Below are 21,129 nucleotides of genomic sequence, written 5' to 3'. Positions count from 1 at the left end.
GTTATCGCGGGTCAGGCCTGGTCGGCGAGCAGGGATTTCAGGTGGTACAGCGCGTCGAGGGCTTCGCGCGGGCTCATCACGTCAGGATCGAGCGCGGCCAGGGCCTCGAGCGCCGGGGCGGGCGCAGGCTCCGGCTGGGCCGGCGCCGCGCCGGCCGGGGCGTCGAACAGCGAGAGCTGCGGGCGCGGCTCGCTGCGCCATTCCAGCTTCTCCAGCTCGCGCTGCGCCATGCGCAGCACCGGCGCCGGCACCCCGGCGCGCTGCGCCACCTGGATGCCGTAGCTCTGGCTGGCCGGGCCTTCGCGCACCTCGTGCAGGAACACGATACCGTTGGGCGACTCGGCCGCCGCCAGGTGCACGTTGGCGGCTTCGGGGCGTTCCTGCGGCAGGCGCGTCAGCTCGAAGTAGTGGGTGGCGAAGAGCGTGAGGGCGCGGTTGTGCCCGACCAGGCGCTGGGCGATCGCCCAGGCCAGCGCGAGGCCGTCGTAGGTGGAGGTGCCGCGCCCGATCTCGTCCATCAGCACCAGGCTGGACGCGGTGCTCGCCGAAAGGATCACGGCGGCTTCGGTCATCTCCATCATGAAGGTGGAGCGCCCGCCCGCCAGGTCGTCGGCGGCGCCGATGCGGGTGAAGATGCGGTCCAGGCGGCCCACGCGCGCGCTGCGCGCCGGCACGAAGCTGCCTACGCGCGCGAGCAGGGCGATCAGCGCGACTTGGCGCATGTAGGTCGATTTACCGCCCATGTTGGGGCCGGTGACCAGCAGCAGGCGGCGCGCTTCGGCGAGCCGGCAGTCGTTGGGCGTGAAACGCTCGATGGTGCGCTCGACCACCGGGTGGCGGCCCTGTTCCATCTCGATGCAGGCCTCGTCGAGCAGTTCGGGCGGGACCCAGCCGTGATCGCGCGCGTGCGCGGCCAGCGAGGCCAGCGCGTCGAGTTCGGCCAGCGCGGCGGCGCAGGTCGCGAGCGCGGGCACGTAGGGCGCGAGGCTGTCGAGCAACTGCTCGAACAGCCACTTCTCGCGCGCCAGCGCACGCTCCTGCGCGGACAGAACCTTGTCTTCCCAGGTCTTGAGCTCGGGCGTGATGTAGCGTTCGACATTCTTCAGGGTCTGCCGGCGCCGGTAGTCGTCGGGCACGCGGTCGGTCTGCCCGCGCGTGACCTCGATGTAGAAGCCGTGCACGCGGTTGAACTCCACGCGCAGGTTGGCGATGCCGGTGCGCTCGCGTTCGCGCGCCTCCAGTTGCACGAGGAAGTCGCCGGTATGCGTCTGCAGGTGGCGCAGTTCGTCGAGTTCGGCGTCGTAGCCGGCGGCGATCACGCCGCCGTCGCGCACCGCCACCGCCGGCTCCTCGGCCACGGCGCGGCGCAGCAGCTCGCCCAGCGCGGGGTCGATCGCCAGGCGCTCGGCCAGTTCGCAGATGTGCGCACCGCGGCCCGTCGTGCCCGGCAGGTCGTCCTGCTGGCCGGCGACGGCGCGCGCCTGGGCGCGCAGCCCGGGCAGGCGGGCGAGCGCTTCGCGCAGGCTGGCGAGTTCGCGCGGGCGCACCGAGCGCAGCGCAACGCGCGCGGCCATGCGCTCGATGTCGGGCAGCGGCTCGAGGGCGTCCTGGAAGTCGGGCAGGGCGTCGCACCACAGGGTGGCGACGGCGTCTTGCCGGGCCTGTGCCGGCGTGTTGTCGCGCAGCGGGTGGTGCAGCCAGCGGCGCAGCAGGCGGCTGCCCATGGGCGTGCCGCAATGGTCCAGCGTGGAGAACAGGGTGGGCGACTCCTCGCCGCGCAGCGTCTCGGTAAGCTCGAGGTTGCGGCGCGTGGCCGGGTCGAGCACCACGTACTGGCCGACCCGGTCGACGCTGATCTGCTGCACGTGGGCCAGCGCCTGCGACTGCGTGCGCCCGACGTAGCGCAGCAGGGCCCCGGCGGCGCACACGGCGGCCGGCATGTCCTCGATGTCGAAGCCGGCGAGCGTGTCCGTGCGGAAATGTTCCGTCAATTGGGCGCGCGCGCCGCTGGTCTCGAAGTGCCAGGCGGGCACGGGCGAGAGCGGCGCGGCGAAATCCCCGCAGCCTTCCGGCAGCCCCTGGCCGTCGGCGACGACCAGTTCGGCGGGCGCCACGCGGGCGAGCTCGCTGGCGAGCTGGCTCGCCGGGCATTCGGTCACCCGGCAATCCCCGCTTGCCAGGTTCAGCCAGGCCAGCCCCGCGAGCTTGTCCTTGCGGCCCTGGGGCACGTACAGCGCCGCGATCGAGCGATCGGCCTTGGCGGGCAGCAGCGCATCGTCGGTCAGCGTGCCGGGCGTCACGATGCGCACGATGCGCCGCTCCACCGGCCCCTTGGCGGCGGCCGGGTCGCCCACCTGCTCGCAGATCGCCACGGATTCGCCCAGCGCGACCAGGCGGGCGAGATAGCCTTCCAGCGCATGGAACGGCACGCCGGCCATGCGGATCGGCCGGCCATTGGAACTGCCGCGCGTGGTCAGCGTCAGGTTCAGCAGGCGCGCGGCCTTCTCGGCGTCCTCGTAGAACAGCTCGTAGAAGTCGCCCATGCGGTAGAGCAGCAGCAGGGGGCCCGCCTCCGCCTTCAGGCGGAGATACTGCTGCATCATGGGGGTGTGGCCGGATTCGTCCACGCCGCGCTGAGCCTGTGTTTTCGGGGCTCTTGCGCGAGGTGCCTCGCTTTGCGCTGGGTTCTCGGGCGATTCGGGGCGATCTTTATCTGTCATCAACGCACATCACACATAACAACACTTGGGCTATCGGCGTAGCTTTTGGCCAGGGGGGGGGCGACGTTACGCCGGCTTGTCGGTAGCATCGCTCGAAAGCTGCGCCGGGAACGCCATGCGATTCGACGCTCTTGCTGCCAGGACGCTCAAGCCGGGCGAACACATTACCATTGACGGCCCACGGCATGCTGAGGGCTACGTGTCGTCCCAAGGGTTCACCACCGTCACGCCAGCGGCCCGGAATGGGCGCGTGTCGCGTGTGGCCACCGTGAACCCGTTGGCAATCGCAACGGCCGCGATGAACGCGTCGGCAGTCTCCACGGCTTGGCCGGCAGCGCGAGCTTTTGGCAGCAACTCGGCGTAGGCGTGGCTGCAAGCCATGTCGAATGCAAGCATGCGCCCGGCGAACATGGGCAGCACCCGCTGCTCGAGGTGCTCCTGCAGGTTCGAGCGCCGCCTGCCGGCCGGCAGGAGCGCCACGCCAGACCGAAGCTCGGCCACGCTGATCACCGACAGATAGAGCGTCTCCAGCGGTTGTGCGTCGATCCATGCAATGACACGGCCCTCGGGTGCCGGGCGTAGTGGCTCGGACACCACGTTGGTATCGAGCAAAATCATTCGAACTTCGCCGCGCGAGCCGGTGTCCTGTCGCCCGCGCTCTCGAAGACGGCGAATTCCTCGTCGGTCAGCTTCACCTTGCGGCCAATCTCGGCCAGCAGCGAGCCCAGCCTGACCCTGCCTTGCGGCTTCACCGCGGATTCCAGAATGTCGCGCATTTCGGCCTCGATGCTGCGGCCGTGTTGAGCAGCCCGCACGCGGATGGCGCGATGTACCTCGTCGGGCACGTTTCGAATGGTGACGGAGGGCATCTTTCAACTCCTGCAGGTGAAAGCAACTCTTGCATTTTAGCAAAATGCAAGAGCGCTCGATCGCGGTGAAGCCTTGCGGATGCCGGAAGGCTCCTGTAAACAACCTGCTTGATCGCGCCTACGAGGAAGCGTCGGGGGGGGGGTAAGACTCCGTCGAGCGCGAAGATACCGAATGGCTTATTCTCATTCAACTTTCCCGAGACACGGCTGAGGAGCGACTCATATGCGATCGTCGGCGGCGTTCTCGAAATTTGTCCTGGCGCAGACCGTAGATGGGATGGGCATAACGGAGTCCCTCGAGCTGCAACGGCTACTGTTCTCATAGAGATCGATGAATACTTTCCAACTCGTTCGCTCCATTGACGCTTTCTTAGCAGGGTTGGCGCCGGTCCAACCGTTCATAGCTGGTCTTTCCCAGCTTTCAGACCACGCTGATAGTGGAGTGAGGTTGTTAGAGAGCGTTGCAAGCACAGGTCATACCTCACAAGGGGCCGCTGCTGCTGCTAACCTTTATAAGCACTTCAATGCGCTGCGTACGATCACTGAGAATATAAATCATCGAAGTTTCTTTAAAGCATTGGAGAGTCTGCAAGAGGGGCTAAACGCACTGAAAACTGGATGGCCGGATGGCGTAGAACCAATCCATGAAATTAGTCATGCAACGGAGATCCTCGCCGATCTTTATGACAAATACTTGGCGAAGCAGTCAGCGTTGAACGCATATCCTTTGATTTTCTCCGCGCAGAAGTTGCATTCCGAGATTGAAGCCTTCCTGAGGACCCTCCGTGCGGTAAGGACATCGATCGAGCAGGCGCATCGAGCTGGCAGTATTGAGGCAGAGTTTTTGTTGGTGCTGCAGAAGGGGAGCAGCTTGGTGATTCTTGCGGGTCAGCTTAGGGCGTTGCAGGCTATCTACTCGGAACTTTGTGCCTTGTTCTCAGTGTCTGAAATCGAATATCCGCTCCGTATTGGCAAAATAGAGTCGGGTAGCCTATGGGTCCAGTTGTTCGGACACACCAAAATTGTTGAGACGATGGCGGCGTTCATCTCGAATGCGGTAGCGTGGATTTACAGAAACTACACTGATGAGGGAAGAATCAGTAGGCTTCCACAAAGAGCCGACGCAGTGGATGCAATTCTCACGCTGTCTCAGCGTATGAAAGAGCAGGGGATCGACGTGTCTGAAATGGAACCAAATTTGAAGAAGGCTGCTGTTGGGTTGTCGAAAGATTTGTCGGAACTGTTATGCAACCAGCCGAGTATCACTATTAACCACAGAACGCTGTCCCTTCGCGAAGAACTGACAAAGGCTACTCTTGAGGGCAGTGAGGCTAGGCGCTTGGGCATGCAGGATTCGCGAGAATCCGGCCTTTCATCAATGTTTCCAAACGAAAACCAGGACGGTTAGTGACTGCGATTCAGCCAAAAATAACTGAATTCAGCAGGGCTGTGCGCATGTGGTTTTCTCCTGCGCTACCGCGAGTTTGGAGCGCGTCTTGTCACAGCTAGCGGCTTATTGTTTTCGCGCCGCGCCTGGGGAGGCTCGATCACGGGAGGGGGCCGCTGGGTCCTACGCGCCGTCGGCGTGTGCGATGCGGCTGCGTCAGTCGCACCACGATGCGAAGCCATGCGGACATCCAGATGGATGCGCGTCTGCCACTGGCCCAACATCAGCCCTACATCGATGTCAGCGCGCGTGCAGTCGAGCCTGGCGTTGATCGCCGGGCCGCGCTTGTACCCGGATGGATGGTAGCCCCCAGAACATCCGAGTTGCTGCCTGCTCTCCGTCGAGCCCAGCAACGCCCATTATGGTAGGTGTTCCTCAGCGTAGCGTTTGGCGTAGCTTTCCATACTTGTCCCAGCGTTCTATAGGGGACACGCTGCTGCATCATCGGCGTGTGCGAAGAAACGTCTATATTGCTCATTCAAAGCGATCGCTCATGAATGATTCCGCAAGTTTCGGGGCAGACTTCGGGCATTCTTCGCCAAATTCTCCGAGCATCGTTGTCGGCGCAGCGGGAATGCGGGAAGAAATCGGCGTCGCCGGACTTCAGGGCGTAGGGGCCACAGGGTGCAGGCCGGCGGCGTGTTTGAGTTGGCCCTGATTGTCCGTGTATCTCGATGCCGGTATGGCCGGTCTTTCCGGCCCTCGGGTGCCTGCCATCTGTCTTCCCTTGCTAATTGCGCCGCTCCTTCGTCCTGGTTGAGTGGCCATTGTCCGGTCACCCGCTTCCCGTTGTTGCCACGCGCGCAGCGAGGCCCGCACGGTTTGCGCCGCTGCGTCTGCGTCAGTCCCGCTGCAATGCGGGGTTTCACGGATGGCGGCGGGCGTGGGGCTTTGCTGCTTCTCTAAGTACCGATCGGATTGGCGCACTACACTAGCCGCATTGAGCGGCGACTCGCGGGTCCGTTGCGAAGCCGGGCATCGCCCTCGTCGCGGGGCCTGGGGTTCTGATATGGCAGCCTTACCGTATGGGGCGTGCGCATGCAGTTTCGACATCTCGAAGTCTTCTATGCCATCTACCGCACCGGCTCGGTCACGGAAGCGGCGCAGTTGCTCAACGTCACCCAGCCCGCGGTGAGCACCGTGCTCAAGCACGCGGAGACCAGGCTCAAGTTCAAGCTGTTCGAGCGAGTCGCAGGCCGGCTGAAGCCGACGCCCGAGGCCCTGGCGATCTTGCCGGACGTGCGCATATTGTTCGAGCGCCTCGATTCGATCGAGCGGCTGACCCGCGATCTGGCCGGAGGAACGCTGGGCGCCGTTTCTCTCGCCGCGGCGTTTCCGATCGCGTACGGCCTCGTGTCGCGGGCCGTGGCCGGCTTCGTTGCCACGCGACCGGACATGCAGGTGCTGTTGCATTCGCTGACGCCCTCGCAGGTGCTCGATCGGGTGGTGAGCCAGGAGGTCGAGCTGGGCATGCTGTATGGGCCCGTGCACAACCAGGCCCTCGATGTGGAACCGCTGGGCCATGTGGAAATCGTCTGCGTCGTTCCGCGCGATCATCCGCTGGCCGGGCTTGGCTGCGTCGAAATGGCCCAGCTTGCGGAACATCGGTTGATTACCTACCTGCCGCAGTCGGCGCTGTGGCCCTGGGTCGATCGGGCCCTGTCCGAAGCGGGCGTCGCGCCGAAGATCCAGGTGCACGTGTCGATGTCCTCCGCCGGCATCCAGCTCGCCCGGCTGGGCGTGGGCGTCGCATTGGTCGAATCCACGCTGGTGCGGGCGATGCCGTTCGGCGATCTGGTAGCCGTCCCGCTGCACCCGGTGATCGACATCGAGACCGTGATGGTGAGCAACCCCTCGGTTCCGAAGTCCGAGGCCATGCTCGCCTTCATGGCGCAGTTGCGCCTGACGGCCCAGCGCGGCGAGTGAGCCTGCCGCCTGACAGGCGCGCGCGCTCCCCCTTGGCGGCATGGCGCGCAGCGCGAAGGGTGCGCCGGCGAACCTGCTGCCCGAGGCATTAATCTGCCTTATGCAAACCACCGACTTTATGATTGGACTCGACAGCGGTGCGCCAGCACACTGATGTCTCCATTCTGAATCGGAGAGCATCATGGGGCTAACGCTGCGACCCCTGTCGTTCGCGCTCGGTGCCGAGGTGCTCGGGATCGACCTTCGCGAGCCGCTCGACGCCGCGACGGTGGATGAGATCAGGCAGGCCTGGACGCGCGAGGGCGTGCTTCTCTTCCGGGAGCAGGACATCACGCCTGCGCAGCACGTGGCGTTCACGCGCGCGCTCGGCGAAGTGGAGGTGGGCAATGCGCTCAGCCACTACAACCATCCGGACCACCCCGAGATCTTCGTGGTCACCAACCATCTCGTGAACGGCAAGCCCTCGGAGACGAGGGACACCGGACGCAAGTGGCATTCCGATCTTTCGTACACCACGCGGCCCGCGGCCGGCTCGCTGCTGCATGCGCAGGAGATCCCGCGTGTCGGCGGCGACACGCTGTTCGCGAACATGTACCGCGCCTACGACATGCTGTCCCCCGCCATGCAGGCGTTTCTGGAACCCTTGTGGGCCGTTCACGATTTCTGGAACTCCAGCGATATCAAGAAGCGGGAGCCGCAGGTGGTGGCCGAGATGCTCAGGCGCACGCCGCCGGTCGCGCAGCCCGTGGTCCGCGTGCATCCGGATACCGGCCGCAAGGCGCTTTACGTGCACGAATTGTCGACGGTGCGGATGCTCGATCTCGGCGAGGGCGAGAGCGACGCCTTGCTGAAATTCCTGTTCGCGCACTGCGCCGATCCGGAGAATCAGTACCGTCACCAATGGCGGCGGCATGACCTGCTGATGTGGGACAACCGCTGCACCATGCACATTGCGCTGCCGAACTACGACCGCTCGGAAGGGCGGCACATGTTCCGTACCACGCTCGTCGGCACGCCCTCGGGGCGCGTCGTGGAGCGGGGTCCGGTTCACCTTCTGACGCCGCAGGCTGCCTGAGCGAGGAGCACCATGACATCCGGCCTTTTGAGGTTCATCGTGGTCGCGGCGGCGCTGCTGCCGTTCCCACCGGCTTTTGCGCAGTATCCCGAGCACCCGGTGCGCATCATCGTTCCGGTGGCCGCCGGTGGCGGCAGCGACATTCTCGCGCGCAGCATCGCCGACAAGCTCTCGGCCATGTGGGAAGAGAAGGTCGTGGTGGACAACCGGCCGGGAGCCGGACACGTGCTGGGTACCGCTGCTGCCGCGAAGGCCGCGCCGGACGGCTACACCATCCTCATGGTGGGGATGCCGCATGCGGTGAACCCCGCCCTGCAGAGCAAGCTGCCGTACCGCTCGGACGACTTCGATCCGGTCATTCTTCTCGCCCAGGCGCCCATCGTGCTGGTGGCCAGCCCCGCCGCACCGTTCACCTCGGTTGCCGAGCTCGTGCAGGCTGCCCGCAAAAGCCCCGGCGACATCAGCTTCGCCTCCACCAGCCCGGCCGGCTCCGGCCACCTGGCCGGGGAGCTTCTCAAGCTTTCGGCGCAGATCGACATGCTGCACATACCCTACAAAGGCAGCTCGGCCGCCCTCCAGGATGTGCTGGGGGGACGGGTGCCCGTCATGTTCGATGCGCTCGTGACCGCCGCACCCCATATCAAGAGCGGAAACCTGCGGGCTCTGGCCGTTACCGTCGGCACGCGCGCGGCGGATTTCCCGGACGTTCCGACGATGCAGGAGGCGGGCTATGCCGGATTCTTCGTCGCGGGGTATCTGGGTCTGGTGGTGCCCAAGGGAACGCCTGCGGCGGTGATCGACAAGATCGGCGCGGACGCGGCGAGCGTATTGCGCGACCCCGAGATCGTCGACAGGCTGCACACGCAGGGATGGGAAATCCTGCCGATAGGCGCCAGCGCCGAGGTCTTCGGCGAGTTCCTCCGCAGCGAGGAACAGAAGTGGGCCGACGTCGTGCGCGCCGCGAAGATCACGGTCGAATAGCCCGATGAGGATCGTTCGCGTCCGGCACCAGGGCGAATCGCGCTATGGGCTGCTCGGCGGTGCCCGGGTCGAGCTGTGCCGCGGCACGCCGTTCTCGGACCTGACGAGGACCGGCGACGTGCTGTGCCGGCCGCCGCTGCTCGCGCCGCTCACGCCCGGCAAGATGGTGGCGGTCTGGCGCAACTCGCGCGCCCTCGTCGTGGCATCCAAGGCGCGCGAGACCATCGATCTTTGCTATGTGCTCAAGCCGCCGAGCAGTTTCATCGGCCCGGACGCCACGATCGTCCTGCCGCCGGCCGCGAGCCGCGTGATTTTCGAAGGGGAGCTGGGGATGGTGGTCGGACGCCGCTGCAAGGCCGTGTCCGAGGCGCACGCGCCGTCGTTCATCCTGGGCTGGACCATCGTCAACGAGGTGACCGCATCGGACATCATTCAGCGCGAACCCGATTTTCCGCAGTACACCCGGGCCAAGTCCTTCGACACCTTCGGCGTATTCGGGCCGGTGGTGGATACGGATTTCGCGCCGCACTCCGCCGTCATACGGACGCGCCAGAACGGCGAGCTGCGCCAGGAGTTCGCGGTCGGCGATCTGGTCCGTGGACCCTACCGCATCCTCTCCGAGCTTTCCCATGACATGACCCTCGAGCCCGGCGACGTCATCGCCTGCGGCTCGTCCCTGGGCGTGCAACCCATCGCCGCCGGCGACGTGATCGAAATCGAGATCACCGGCCTTGGCGTGCTCCGCAACCCGGTCGCGTCGCTCTGATGCGCGATGGCGCTGTGCGACGAGGTTGTGCCGCAGCCCGGTTCGGCCCGCGAGGCTGGCGCAGTCCCGACATCGCCGCCGGCCGGCCAGCAGCGCTGCTGGCCGGCCGGTGCAGGCCGTCAGCGCGCGGGCGTCACGCGCCACACGGTGTTGGACAGGTCGTCGGCGACGATGAGCGCGCCGCGCGGGTCCAGCGTCACGCCCACCGGACGCCCGCGGGTCGTGCCGTCGTCGTCGCGAAAGCCGGCGACGAAGTCGATCGGATCGCCGGCGGGCCGGCCATCCTGAAAGGGCACGAAGACCACCTTGTAGCCCACCGGTTCCGCGCGGTTCCAACTGCCGTGCTCGCCGACGAACACGCCGTCGGCGAATTCCGTGCCCATGGCCTCGCTGGAGAAGGCCAGGCCCAGGGCGGCCACGTGCGAGCCCAGGCTGTAGTCGGGCGCGATGGCGGAGGCGACCTTCTCCGGGTCCTGCGGCCGGACGCGCTCGTCCACGTGCTGGCCCCAATAGCTGTAGGGCCAGCCATAGAAAGCGCCCTCGCGCACGGAGGTGAGGTAGTCGGGGACGAGGTCGGGGCCGATCTCGTCGCGTTCGTTGACGACGGCCCACAGTTGCCCGGTGCCGGGCTGGATGGCGAGCGCGGTGGGGTTGCGCAGGCCGGTCGCATAGGGCTTGTGCGCGCCGGTGTTCGCGTCCACCTGCCACACCATGGCGCGGTCCACCTCGACCGCCATGCCGCGCTCGGTGATGTTGCTGTTGGAACCGATGCCCACGTAGAGGTACTGCCCGTCCGCGCTGGCGGCCAGGGCCTTGGTCCAGTGATGGTTGATCGCCGAGGGCAGGTCGGCCACCTTGGCCGGCGGGCCGCTGGCCTGGGTCTGGCCTTCCTGGTACTCGAAGCGCACCAGTTCGTCCTGGTTGGCAACGTAGAGGTTGTTGCCGACCAGCGCCAGGCCATAGGGGGCGTCGAGGTCCTCGGCGAACACGGTGCGCTGTTCGTAGGTGCCGTCGCCGTCGGCGTCGCGCAGCAGGGTCAGCCGGTTGCCGCTTTCCACCGACGTATTGCCCCGGGCCTTGATGACGCCGGCGATCACGTCCTTGAGTTTGAGCGTCGGCGCGTTGCCGCCCCGGCCTTCGGCCACCAGGATGTCGCCGTTGGGCAGCACCAGGGTCTGGCGCGGGATCTGCAGGTCCGTGGCGATGGCGCTGATCGCATAGCCCTGCGGCACCGTGGGCTGGCGATCGCCCCAGGGCGCAGGCTTGGCGATCGTCATGTTGGGCAGCAGCCCGCGCCTGGGCTCGGGCAGGTCCGGGTTGGCGCCGTATTGCAGCGGTTGCGGTTCGGCCCCGCAGCCGGCCAGCAGCGCGGAACTTGCGATCAGGGCTGGAACGTAGGCGAGCTTCATGTCGATTCCCTCATGCGCGGTGTACGCAGGCCCAGCCATGCGGCGATGCATGCCAGCACGGTCACGATCACCGACAGCACCAAGCCGGTGGGCATGATTGCCCACGCGTCGCGGGCGTGGACCAGTGCGTTGACGATGCCCAGCACCCAGGTGATGAGCAGTACCAGGAAGTAGGCCGCGCCGCCGCGGTGGCGGCGCGTCGGACGCGCAAGGCCGATGAGGGCGCACAGCAGCGCCACGGTGCCGAACACCAGTCCACCGGCGATCAGCCAGGCGGCGAAGTTGCTCCACTGGATCTCATAGGTCGACGCGTAGGCCGCGTCGCTCAGCGCCGCCCCGAGGAACAGGGGAATGGTGCCGGCCAGGAAGACGGCATGCAGCGGGTGTATGTAGCCTGGGTACCTGTAGTCGATGGTGACTGCCATGGCGGCGGTTCCTCCTGTTGGTTGAGCGCCCGGCATGCCGGCTGTGCCGCCGCGCCATGGGCCGTGGTGTGGGCCGGGCCGGTCGGCCGGCCTTCTGTAGCGCGTCGTGTCTGGCTTGCAGGGCCATGTGGATGCAGGGCCGCGCACGACGCCGGCACCGGCCGTTGCGGGCCGGCGCTGTGTGGCCTTGCAGCAACGGTTGTTCCTGCGGCAACGCGAGGCCTGCGCAGGCCTGCCAAGGTTCGCCGCCCTGTGCGCGGTCCGCAGGCCGGTGCGGCGCACGCATCGGCGGTATCATGCGCTCCCCGTTCCGCAGGCCGCCTGCGGCTTTCTCCGCGCACCCCGTCCGTCATGCCGCTTGCCGCCGCGATTTTCCTGTTGACCCTGGTGCTGGTGATCTGGCAGCCGCGCGGGTTGGGCGTGGGCTGGAGCGCCGGCCTGGGCGCGGCGCTGGCGCTGGCCACCGGCGCCGTGCACTGGTCCGACATCCCGGCGGTCTGGGCCGTGGTCTGGAACGCCACCGCCACCTTCATCGCGATCATCGTGATCAGCCTGATCCTGGACGAGGCCGGCTTCTTCGAGTGGGCCGCACTGCACGTTGCGCGTTGGGGTGGCGGGCGCGGCCGGCGCCTGTTCTGCCTTAGCGTGGTGCTGGGTGCGGTGGTGTCGGCCCTGTTCGCCAACGACGGCGCGGCGCTCATTCTCACGCCCATCGTCATGGCGATGCTGGCCGGCCTGGGCTTCGGCAGCGGCGCCACGCTCGCCTTCGTGATGGCCGCGGGCTTCATCGCGGACACGGCCAGTCTGCCGCTCATCGTGTCCAACCTGGTCAACATCGTCTCGGCCGACTTCTTCGACATCGGCTTCGGCCGCTATGCGCAGGTGATGCTGCCGGTGACGCTGGTGTCGGTGGCGGCCTCGCTTGCCGTGCTGCTGGCCTGTTTCGGCCGCGAGGTGCCCGCGCGCTACGACGTATCGCGGCTGCGCGCGCCGCGCGAGGCGATCCGCGACGTGGCCACCTTCCGCGCCGGCTGGGTCGTGCTCGTGCTGCTGCTGGCCGGCATGTTCGTCCTGGAGCCCCTGGGCATACCCGTCAGCGCGGTGTCCGGCGTTGCCGCGGCCGTGCTGCTGGCGGTGGCCGCGCGCGGCCACGTGGTCTGCACGCGCAAGGTGCTGCGCGAGGCGCCCTGGCAGATCGTGGTGTTCTCGCTGGGCATGTACCTGGTGATCTACGGCTTGCGCAATGCGGGTTTCACCGATGCGCTCGCCGGCCTGCTCGATGTCTTCGCGGCCTGGGGCGTGTGGGGCGCGGCGCTGGGCACGGGCCTGGCCATGGCCCTGCTGTCCTCGGTCATGAACAACCTGCCGGCCGTGCTGACCGGCGCGCTCGCCATCGATGCCAGCCAGGCGAGCGGCGTGGTGCGCGAGGCCATGATCTACGCCAACGTGATCGGCTGCGACCTCGGCCCCAAGATCACGCCGATCGGCTCGCTGGCCACCTTGCTCTGGCTGCACGTGCTCGCCCGCAAGCAGGTGCGCATCACGTGGGGCTATTACTTCCGTATCGGCGTGGTGCTGACCGTGCCCGTGCTGGCGTTGACGCTGGCCGCGCTGGCGCTGCGCCTGGCCTGAGCCCGACGGGGCGCGCCGGCCGCCGGGCTCAGCGCCGCTGCGCCGGCTCGATGTGCGTGGTCAGCGTGATCCCGACCGCCTGCGCGGCGGCTTCGACCCGGTCGGCCAGCTCGTGCGCCCGCGTGACGCTCCAGTCGCCGGGCACGTGCACCTGGACGTGTGCGAAGCGCAGCGCGCCGGCCTTGCGCGTGCGCAGGCCGACGTAGTGCACGCCATCGACCAGACAGGCGGCGAGGGCCGCCTCCAGGCTCGCCAGTTCGGCCGGGTTCAGCGCGTGGTCCATCAGGCCGTCGACGGAGCGGCGCAGCAGGCGCCAGCCCTCGCGCAGGATGTTCAGCGCGACCAGCATGGCGAGCAGGGGGTCGAGCCAGACGTGGCCGGTGAGCACCGCGAGCGCCACGCCGGCGATGACGCCGGCCGTGGTGAACACGTCGGTCATGAGATGCCTGGCGTCGGCTTCGGCGGCGATCGAGCGATGGGTGCGCGCCGCCGCCAGCAGCAGCCTGGCCACGAGCAGGTTGGCCAGGGTGGCGAGCACCGCCAGGGCCGTGCCCCAGCCGAGCGCCTCGATCGGGCGCGGATGCACGATGCGCTCGGCGGCCGAGACGAGAATCGCCAGCGCGGCCAGAAAGATCATGCCGCCTTCGAAGGCGGCCGAGAAATACTCGGCCTTGCCGTGGCCGTAGGGGTGCTCGGCGTCCGGGGGCTGCTGCGCGTAGATCACCATCGCCAGCGCGAACGCCGCGCCGGTCACGTTGACCAGGGATTCGAGCGCATCCGAGAAAAAAGCCACCGAGCCGGTGATCCAGGCGGCCAGCCCCTTGAGCAGGGTGGTCAGGATGGCGACCGCAACGGAGACCTGCAGGGCCTGTCGGGGAGTGAGCGCTGGCATGGCGGCCTCGGTGAACGAGCCGGCATGTTAGCCGCGCCCGCGCGAGGATGAAAGCCGGCGCCGCCCTGCCGGCCGTGTCGGCTGGCGCGCTCGCCGTCGACGCCAGCCAGGCGAGCGGCGTGGTGCTTCAGACGCCGGCGACGGAGACGGGCGCAATGGGGCGGAATTCCTCGTCGCCATCGTCGCCGGCGCGCCACATGAGAATGGCGAACCGCGCCTGGCGCTCGAGCACGGTCAGGCCATGATGCCAGGTGTCGGCGTGGTAGCTCACCGCCTGTTCCGGCCCCGCCAGGAAGGCCTGCGCGGCGCCGCCGTCGGGGCCGCCGTCCGGCGCGCGGGGCGCGACGATGACAACGTAGGCGGCGACGTCCAGAGGGATGAAGGTCTGGCTGGAGTAGGCGTGCCGTTCCAGTGCCGTGAGACGCAGGGGCAGCGCGGTGGGCGCCACGGTGATGAGCGAAAGGCTGGGGCTTGCGCCGCTGCCGCGCAGGTTGGCAAGGATGGGGTCGTGGTACTGCCGCGCCGGCTGCCGCGGGCACTGCAGGACGTGGCCGTAGGGCGCGAAAGCCTCTGCGGTCAGGGGCGTTGGAATGATGAGCATGGCGGGTGTCGGGCGCGGCGCGCCCCCGGGCGGATTGGAGGGCGTCAGGCGGCAGCCGACGAGGTCCGCGCGCGGAGCCAGCGGCGCGCGGCGGGTGCTTTCGCGGTGGGCGCATACCCCCGGCCGTAGTGGCGCTCCAGGCGGGTCTGGACCAGGCCCCACAGCGAAGTCAGCAGCAGGTAGTACACCGCGGCCACGCAATAGAGTTCGAGCACTTCGAACTTGGCCTGCATCAGCACCTGGGCACGGTGCATGAGTTCCTGCATCGAGATCACCGAGGCGAGGGAGGTGGCCTTGAGCAGGCCGTTCACGGAGTTGCCCAGCGGCGGGATGATGATGCGGATCACCTGCGGCAGCGTGACCAGGCGCAGCGTGGCGAAGCGCGACAGGCTGAGCGCCTTGGCCGCCTCGACCTGGCCCTTGGCCACTGCGCCGAAGCCGCCGCGGATGGTCTCCGACAGGTAGGCGGCTTCGTTCAGGCTGAGCGCGATCACCGCCGAGGTGAGTACGTCGAAGCGCACGCCGAGCTGCGGCAGGCCGGTATAGATGATGACGATCTGTACCAGCAGCGGCGTGCCGCGGAACAGCCATACGTAGAAGCGCGCGGGCGCGGAGATGACCGCATGGCTGGACATGGTGGCCAGCGCGAGGGGCAGGGCGAGCAGCAGCCCGATCGCCGCGGTCGCGATGGTCAAGCCGATGGTGATGCCGACCCCGCCCAGCAGGTAGGGGTTCACCAAATACGATAGGAATGCTTCGAAACTGAACATACCCTGTCCCTCGCCTCGGGTTAGTTGGGCTTGCCGCCGTCGGGCCCGGGCCCGCGGATGGCGAACTTGCTGGTGTCGACCAGCCGGGTCATGCGGAATTTGTCGAACACCGTGTCGTAGAAGCCGTCCGCCTTGATCTCGTCGAGCGCGCCCGCCACGGCTTCGGCGGCCGCGCGGTTGCGCAGCGCCAGCGTCACATCGGTGCCGTACAGCCCTTGCAGGTGCACCTTGGCAACGCCGAGATCCTGATAGGCCAGAGCCGTCTCGTCGGCGTTGATGGCCGCCTCGAGCTGTCCGGCGCGCAGCGCCGCCATCGTCTCCGACGCATTGGTGAAGGTGCGGAAATCGATCGTCTTGAGGCCGTTCTTGGTCATTTCGTCATTGAAATGGCGTGCCTGGGCTTCCTGGTAGGTGCCGCTTTCGATGCCCACGACGCGGCCCGCGAGATCCTCGAAGCGCGTGATCGTCAACGGGCTGTTGGGTGTCGTGAAGATGCTCATGGCCTGCTGGCCGTACGGCACCATGTACATGATCTTGGCGCGATCCTCCGTCCAGAACAGCCCTGTGTTGATCATGTCGAAGCGACCGGCTTGCAGGGCCGGCACCATGGGCGGGCGGTCCATGCGGATATAGACCGGCTCCAGGCAGAGCTTCTGCGCGACGGCGCGCCCGAGCTCGATGTTCAGGCCCTGGAGTTCGCCCTTTTCGTCGACGAACTGCTGGGGCGGCAGCGTGGGGTTGGTCACCATCGTCAGCTTGCCGGGCTGGACGAGGTCTTCCGCCGCGACCTTGGGGGTGCAGGAGGCGGCGAGTGCTTGGCTAGACAGCGCCAGTCCGAGCAAAGCGGTGCAGAGCAGTTTCGTTGCGTACATGGCACTTCCTTGAGAGCGGGTTGAGGGAGGTGTAGCAAGCGTTCAAGCGCAGGTCGTCGAGGCGCGGCATGCGAGGAGGGACGCATGCCGGGCCTGGATCACGATCTGGCCGTGCTGGTTGATCAGGTACAGCATCTCGTGGACGATGCCGCGCCCGGGTTTGCTGGTGGGGCGCTTGTCCACGAATTCGAACGCGACGTGGACGCGGTCGCCGGCGACCACGGCCCGTACGAAGCGCACGTCGTCCCACCCGAGCGAGGCGATCGAACTGTTCTCGTACAGGCCGAGCGAAGTCTTGAGACCTTCCATCAGGGCGAGCCCGTACAGGCCGTGCGCGATGACGCCGGGAAAGCCGCGCGTGCGCGCGTACTGCGCGTCGGTGTGCAGCGGGTGGTGGTCGCGCGTGAGTTCGCAGAAGCGCGCGATGTCCTCGGCGGTGACGAGGTGCGTCTCCGACGTGTAGCGCGTGCCTGGCTCGGCGTCCTCGAAGTAGATGTCTTGCCGGTTCATGTCAGTTCTCCCGGGAAGCAGCGAACGCAGTGAGCGCAGGGGTCGTTTCATGCCGTCCCTGCTCGCTATGGCGCGGGCGCTGTTGCAGGAAGGCTTCGCGGATGCCCATCGGGCCTGCACGGAAGATGCGGGCATCCATCTCGCGCAGGTTCTCGTGCACGCGCACCGCAAACCCGATCCTGTCGAGCACGTCTTCCTGCAGCCGCACGCCGGGTGCGATCTCGATCAGGACCAGGCCGTCGGCGCCGAGCTTGAACACCGCGCGGTCGGTCACGTAGGTGACGTCCTGGCCGCGTTCGCGGGCGAGCTTGCCGGAGAAGCTGATCTGTCCGACCGCGGGCACGAATTTGCGCACCGCGCCGTCCCGGCGGATGCGCAGCCCGCCGTTCTCGATCGCGATGTCGGATTCGCCGCCCGTGAGCGATCCGCTGAACACCAGATGGCGCGTGTTCTGCGTGATGTTGATGAAGCCGCCGGCGCCGTCGTAGCGGTTCCCGAAACGGGTGACGTTGACGTTGCCCTGCGCGTCGACCTGGGCGAACGACAGGAAGGCGCACGACAGCCCGCCGCCGTCGTAGAAGTCGAACTGGTAGGCCTGGTCCAGGATCACGCGCGGATTCACCGCGGTGCCGAACTCCCGGGCATGGCCCGGCACGCCGCCCACGACGCCGGATTCCACCGTCAGCGTGATGAGCTCGTCGATGCCTTCCTCGGCGGCGACGTTGGGAATCATGGCGGAGATGCCCACGCCGAGGTTCACCACGTCGCGCGGGCGAAGCTCGAAGGCCGCCCGGCGGGCGATCGCACGGCGCGGCGTGTGGGCGTCGGGCTCGATCGCCGAGCCCGGCACGCGGGTTTCGCCGCTGCGCGCCGGGTCGTACTGTGTGGCGTAGGTCTGCATCTGATCGGGGACCACGACCAGATGGTCGATCAGGAAGCCGGGTATCTTCACTATGTGGGGGTGCAGGCTGCCGCGCCTGACGATGCGCTTGACCTGGCAGATCACGGTGCCGCCGGCGTTGTGCACGGCCTGCGCCATGGACAGGTCCTCGCGCGCGGTGGCTTCGTGTTCCATGCTGACGTAGCCGTCCTCGTCGGCCGAGGTACCGCGTATCAGCGCGACCTTCGGCACGCCAGGCACCTGGTAGAAGAGAAAGTCGCCGTTGGGCAGCGACACCTTGTGCACGAGTTCGGTGGTGGTTCCGGCGTTCATCCGGCCGCCTCCCTGCTCGGGCTCCATGTAGGTCTTCAGGCCCACGTGGGTTAGCACGCCGGGCTGGCGGCCCGCCATCGCGCGGCACAGGTGGCTCATCACGCCCTGCGGGAAGTTGTAGGCCTCGAGCCGGTCGTCGACGATGAGCTTCATGAACGGCACCTGCATGCCGTAGTTGCCGCCGATCACGCGGTGCACCAGGCCGGGATGGGCGAAGCGGCACAGGCCCTTTTCCGTCACCGCGCCGATGCCGGTCATGTGGAACAGCGTGATGCCGTGCGGCCCGTCGCCGGCGAGAAAGCGCCGCTCGATGGCTTCGTACAGCGCCTCGGGTACGCCCGAGCCGCCGTTGCCGCCGGCGAGCACCATGTCGCCGTCCTGGATCAGGCGGGCGGCGGCGTCGGGAGAGATGCAGTCGATCATGGCGGGCTCCTCAGGCGTAGTCTTTGTCGAGCTGGCGCGCGATGATCAGGCGCTGGATCTGATTGGTGCCTTCGTAGATCTGGGCCAGGCGCACGTCGCGGTACAGACGCTCGATGCGGTACTCGCGCGAGTAGCCGTTGCCGCCGTGGATCTGCAGGGCGTTCGAGACGTTGCGCACCGCCATGTCGGTGGTGAAGAGCTTGGCCTGGGCGGCCGCGCGCACGATCGACAGGCCGGCGTCCAGGCGGCGCGCGGCGTGATGGATGAGCAGGCGCGCCGCGTCGATTTCGGTCGCCATGTCGGCCAGCATGAACTGCACGGCCTGAAAGCCCAGGATCGGCTGGCCGAACTGCTTGCGGTTGCGCGCGTAGGCGAGGGCGTCCTCCATGGCCGCGCGGGCCATGCCCAGCGCCATCGAGGACATCAGCAGGCGGCTGAAGTTGAAGTTGTCCATGGCCATGCCGAAGGCGCGATTCTCCTCGCCGATCAGGGCATCGGATGGCACATGCACGTTGTCGAGCACGATCTGGCAGTCCTCCAGGCCGTGCATGCCGAGCAGGTCCTCGTTCCTGCCGCGGCTCACGCCCGGGGCGCGGGCGTCCACCAGGAAGCAACTGATGGCCTTGTGGCCCGCCGCGTCGCCGGTGCGCGCGAACACCATGATGCGGTCGGCCACGCCGCCGAGCGTGACCCAAGCCTTGGTGCCGTTGACGATCCAGCCGTCCTCGACGCGGCGCGCGGCGGTGCGGATGCTGGCCGCGTCCGAGCCATAGTCCGGCTCGGTCATCGCGGTGGCGAATACCAGCGAGCCGTCCACGATCGACGGAATCAGCGCGCGCTGGGCTGCGTTGCCATGGTGGTGCAGAAAGAGCGCGGCCTCCACCGGGATCGCGAAGGCGTTGCCGATCGCGCCGGAGCAGCGCGCGAGCTCTTCCATCGCAAGACACACGCTGGTGGTGTCCATGCCTGCGCCGCCGGCCGCTTCCGGCAGGCTGACGGCGAACAGGCCGAGTTCGGCCATGCGCCGGTAGAGGCCGCGCGGGAAGGCGTCTTCCCGGTCGATGGTCGCCGCGAGTGGCAGGACTTCCCGCTCGCCGAAGCGGCGGGCGGTTTCGGCGACGGAGCGTTGTTCCTCGGTCAGGAGTTCGTTCATGGCGTGACGGGGCAGGTGAGGGGTTCGTCGCAGACCAGCGTGCCGCCGTGGGCGACCTCGTCCCTGGCCCGGTCGAGAAAATAGATGGCTACGTTGGCGGGCGACGTGCAGAAGCAGGCGGCCAGTACCGGCGTCATCGCGGCCACGACGGCGCGCCGTTGCGTCAGGTGGCGCGGGTAGGCGTGCAGCTTGGCGAAGACCCGCTGTCCGACAGTGGTCTCGCCCAGTTGCCCGGCGTGCGCGTAGTCGTCCTCGCGCGTGGCGACGAAGAACACCGTGACGGTCTGCGGCGAGACGCCGAAGTGCTCGACCAGGCTGCGCGTGAGTGCCTGTACGGCGGTGCGCTTGCGCGCGGCGGGAGCCGGCGAGGCGAGGATTTCCAGATAGGGCATGGACGTCAAGACTCCTTCGGGGCCCGGCAGGAAGCACGTTGCACGAGGCGCGAGCCGATGCGGAATTCGCGGCCGCTGTTGGCCGCGCCGTCCAGCCGTTGCAGCAGCCGCTCGACGGCCAGGTTGGCCAGTTCGCTGGCGCCGCTGTCGACCACGCTCATGGGCGGGCTGAGCCACTGGAACCAGGGCGTGTCTTCATAGAACAGGAGCGACAGGTCGTCGGGCACGCGCAGGCCCTTGTCGGCGACCACCCGCAGCACGCCGACGCTGGATTCGTGGTTCGCCACGAACAGCGCGGTGGGCGGGGGCGTCGCGCCGAGAACGGCCTCGGCTCCCTCCACGCCCGTTTCGGGCGCGTACCGTCCCTGGTGGATCAGGGCCGGGTCCAGCGCGACGCCCGCCTCGCTGAGCGCGCGGGTGTAGCCGGCCAGGCGTTCCTTGCCCGACGTCGTTTCCGATATCCCGACGATCAGCCCGATGCGCCGGTGGCCCAGCTCGAGCAGATGGCGAGTGCCCGCATAGGCGCCTTCGAAGTCCGCGGCGAGCACGGATTCCAGATGCGCGTCGTCGATGTGGCGCACTGCGCTGATGACGGGGATTCCGGTCTGCTCCAGGTCCGTCATCTGGCGTCCGTTGGCGCCGGTCGGCACCGAGATCAGCCCGTCGATACCGTGATCCAGCAGGGTGGCGAGGATCTCGCGCTCCTGGGCGGCATCGTCCGAACTGATGCTCAGAATGACCTGGTAGCCCAGCGCCTGCATGCGCTGCTGCACGACGGCCGCCAGCGTGCGAAAGGAGGTGTTCTCCAGGTTGTGCACGGTCAGCCCGATCAAGCGCGACTTGCGTGTCTTGAGCGCACGCGCAAGCGGGTTCGCCCGATAGCCGATGGCCGCCGCCACCTGCGCGACGTGGGTGCGGGTGGCCTGGTTGATCAAGCCGGAGCCGGCCAGCGCGCGCGAGGCGGTGGCGACCGAAACGCCCGCCGCCTGGGCCACATCCCTGAGCGTCAGTGCCATATGGGGTGTCCTCGATGCTGCAACTTGAGCTCCTTAT

The 21,129-nt window shown here is 67.6% G+C and carries 20 protein-coding genes; 6 read left to right on the top strand and 14 right to left on the bottom strand.

All coding sequences use genetic code 11. From position 1 onward, the window contains the following. Nucleotides 1-11: 11 nt before the first annotated feature. The 3 genes from mutS to FOZ76_RS24500 all read right to left on the bottom strand — a co-directional run bounded on the left by mutS (nucleotide 12) and on the right by FOZ76_RS24500 (nucleotide 3,589). Nucleotides 12-2,603: a DNA mismatch repair protein MutS gene (gene mutS, locus FOZ76_RS24510; RefSeq protein WP_143951260.1), complete on the bottom strand. Its 2,592-nt coding sequence runs from the start codon at nucleotides 2,601-2,603 to the stop codon at nucleotides 12-14. A gap of 312 nt (nucleotides 2,604-2,915) precedes the next feature. Continuing rightward, nucleotides 2,916-3,338 carry a type II toxin-antitoxin system VapC family toxin gene (locus FOZ76_RS24505; protein ID WP_143950925.1) on the bottom strand — a complete coding sequence of 141 codons (423 nt, stop codon included), beginning with the start codon at nucleotides 3,336-3,338 and terminating at the stop codon, nucleotides 2,916-2,918. Further along, nucleotides 3,335-3,589: a FitA-like ribbon-helix-helix domain-containing protein gene (locus tag FOZ76_RS24500; RefSeq protein ID WP_211366481.1), complete on the bottom strand. Its 255-nt coding sequence runs from the start codon at nucleotides 3,587-3,589 to the stop codon at nucleotides 3,335-3,337. The genes FOZ76_RS24505 and FOZ76_RS24500 overlap by 4 nt, the downstream gene beginning before the upstream one ends. A 331-nt stretch (nucleotides 3,590-3,920) precedes the next feature. Here FOZ76_RS24500 and FOZ76_RS24495 point away from each other — a divergent pair, with 331 nt between their 5' ends. The 5 genes from FOZ76_RS24495 (at nucleotide 3,921) to FOZ76_RS24475 (ending at nucleotide 9,784) form a co-directional block, all read left to right on the top strand. Beyond that, nucleotides 3,921-4,997, top strand: coding sequence for a hypothetical protein (locus FOZ76_RS24495; RefSeq protein ID WP_143950924.1), 1,077 nt, complete (start codon nucleotides 3,921-3,923; stop codon nucleotides 4,995-4,997). A 1,077-nt stretch (nucleotides 4,998-6,074) separates the two neighbouring features. Next, the gene (locus tag FOZ76_RS24490; RefSeq protein WP_143950923.1) at nucleotides 6,075-6,962 is read left to right on the top strand and encodes a LysR family transcriptional regulator; all 888 of its coding nucleotides are present in this window, start codon (nucleotides 6,075-6,077) and stop codon (nucleotides 6,960-6,962) included. A 181-nt stretch (nucleotides 6,963-7,143) separates the two neighbouring features. After that, nucleotides 7,144-8,037 carry a TauD/TfdA dioxygenase family protein gene (locus FOZ76_RS24485; RefSeq protein ID WP_281283034.1) on the top strand — a complete coding sequence of 298 codons (894 nt, stop codon included), beginning with the start codon at nucleotides 7,144-7,146 and terminating at the stop codon, nucleotides 8,035-8,037. 12 nt (nucleotides 8,038-8,049) lie between these two features. Then, nucleotides 8,050-9,018, top strand: coding sequence for a Bug family tripartite tricarboxylate transporter substrate binding protein (locus FOZ76_RS24480; RefSeq protein WP_143950921.1), 969 nt, complete (start codon nucleotides 8,050-8,052; stop codon nucleotides 9,016-9,018). 4 nt (nucleotides 9,019-9,022) lie between these two features. Beyond that, nucleotides 9,023-9,784 (top strand): fumarylacetoacetate hydrolase family protein, encoded by a 762-nt coding sequence (locus FOZ76_RS24475; RefSeq protein ID WP_143950920.1) that lies wholly within the window; start codon nucleotides 9,023-9,025, stop codon nucleotides 9,782-9,784. Nucleotides 9,785-9,903: 119 nt separating this feature from the next. On the opposite strand, the gene FOZ76_RS24470 is transcribed toward FOZ76_RS24475, so the two are convergent. Both FOZ76_RS24470 and FOZ76_RS24465 read right to left on the bottom strand, forming a co-directional pair. Then, nucleotides 9,904-11,193, bottom strand: a complete 1,290-nt coding sequence (locus tag FOZ76_RS24470; RefSeq protein WP_143950919.1) for a PQQ-dependent sugar dehydrogenase — start codon at nucleotides 11,191-11,193, stop codon at nucleotides 9,904-9,906. Next, entirely contained in the window at nucleotides 11,190-11,618 is a 429-nt protein-coding gene (locus FOZ76_RS24465) for a DUF2231 domain-containing protein (protein WP_143950918.1), read from the bottom strand. Before FOZ76_RS24465 ends, FOZ76_RS24470 begins: the two co-directional genes overlap by 4 nt. 351 nt (nucleotides 11,619-11,969) lie before the next feature. Here FOZ76_RS24465 and FOZ76_RS24460 point away from each other — a divergent pair, with 351 nt between their 5' ends. Then, nucleotides 11,970-13,250, top strand: a complete 1,281-nt coding sequence (locus FOZ76_RS24460; RefSeq protein WP_143950917.1) for an arsenic transporter — start codon at nucleotides 11,970-11,972, stop codon at nucleotides 13,248-13,250. A 28-nt stretch (nucleotides 13,251-13,278) separates the two neighbouring features. Here FOZ76_RS24460 and FOZ76_RS24455 read toward each other — a convergent pair whose 3' ends face one another. The 9 genes from FOZ76_RS24455 to FOZ76_RS24415 form a co-directional block, all read right to left on the bottom strand. Beyond that, the gene (locus tag FOZ76_RS24455) at nucleotides 13,279-14,142 is read right to left on the bottom strand and encodes a cation diffusion facilitator family transporter (RefSeq protein ID WP_143950916.1); all 864 of its coding nucleotides are present in this window, start codon (nucleotides 14,140-14,142) and stop codon (nucleotides 13,279-13,281) included. A 127-nt stretch (nucleotides 14,143-14,269) separates the two neighbouring features. Next, complete coding sequence (locus FOZ76_RS24450) at nucleotides 14,270-14,743, bottom strand: ureidoglycolate lyase (protein ID WP_143950915.1); 474 nt, start codon at nucleotides 14,741-14,743, stop codon at nucleotides 14,270-14,272. A 44-nt stretch (nucleotides 14,744-14,787) separates the two neighbouring features. Beyond that, complete coding sequence (locus tag FOZ76_RS24445) at nucleotides 14,788-15,513, bottom strand: amino acid ABC transporter permease (RefSeq protein WP_143950914.1); 726 nt, start codon at nucleotides 15,511-15,513, stop codon at nucleotides 14,788-14,790. A gap of 20 nt (nucleotides 15,514-15,533) precedes the next feature. Next, entirely contained in the window at nucleotides 15,534-16,385 is an 852-nt protein-coding gene (locus FOZ76_RS24440) for a transporter substrate-binding domain-containing protein (protein ID WP_143950913.1), read from the bottom strand. A gap of 42 nt (nucleotides 16,386-16,427) precedes the next feature. Then, nucleotides 16,428-16,895 carry a MaoC family dehydratase gene (locus FOZ76_RS24435; protein WP_143950912.1) on the bottom strand — a complete coding sequence of 156 codons (468 nt, stop codon included), beginning with the start codon at nucleotides 16,893-16,895 and terminating at the stop codon, nucleotides 16,428-16,430. Nucleotide 16,896: 1 nt separating this feature from the next. Then, nucleotides 16,897-18,531: an acyl CoA:acetate/3-ketoacid CoA transferase gene (locus tag FOZ76_RS24430; RefSeq protein WP_143950911.1), complete on the bottom strand. Its 1,635-nt coding sequence runs from the start codon at nucleotides 18,529-18,531 to the stop codon at nucleotides 16,897-16,899. A 10-nt stretch (nucleotides 18,532-18,541) separates the two neighbouring features. Then, nucleotides 18,542-19,684 (bottom strand): acyl-CoA dehydrogenase family protein, encoded by a 1,143-nt coding sequence (locus FOZ76_RS24425; protein ID WP_143950910.1) that lies wholly within the window; start codon nucleotides 19,682-19,684, stop codon nucleotides 18,542-18,544. Continuing rightward, nucleotides 19,681-20,076: a hypothetical protein gene (locus tag FOZ76_RS24420; RefSeq protein ID WP_143950909.1), complete on the bottom strand. Its 396-nt coding sequence runs from the start codon at nucleotides 20,074-20,076 to the stop codon at nucleotides 19,681-19,683. The genes FOZ76_RS24425 and FOZ76_RS24420 overlap by 4 nt, the downstream gene beginning before the upstream one ends. A 5-nt stretch (nucleotides 20,077-20,081) precedes the next feature. Next, a complete protein-coding gene (locus FOZ76_RS24415; RefSeq protein WP_143950908.1) occupies nucleotides 20,082-21,092 on the bottom strand; it encodes a LacI family DNA-binding transcriptional regulator in 1,011 nt (336 codons plus the stop codon). Between the last annotated feature and the right edge of the window lie 37 nt (nucleotides 21,093-21,129).

Origin of the sequence: Verticiella sediminum, assembly GCF_007558815.1 — a bacterium.
Classification (GTDB): domain Bacteria; phylum Pseudomonadota; class Gammaproteobacteria; order Burkholderiales; family Burkholderiaceae_B; genus Verticiella; species Verticiella sediminum.
Note: the sequence above shows the minus strand (reverse complement) of the source record. Positions and strands in the feature narration are given on the sequence as shown.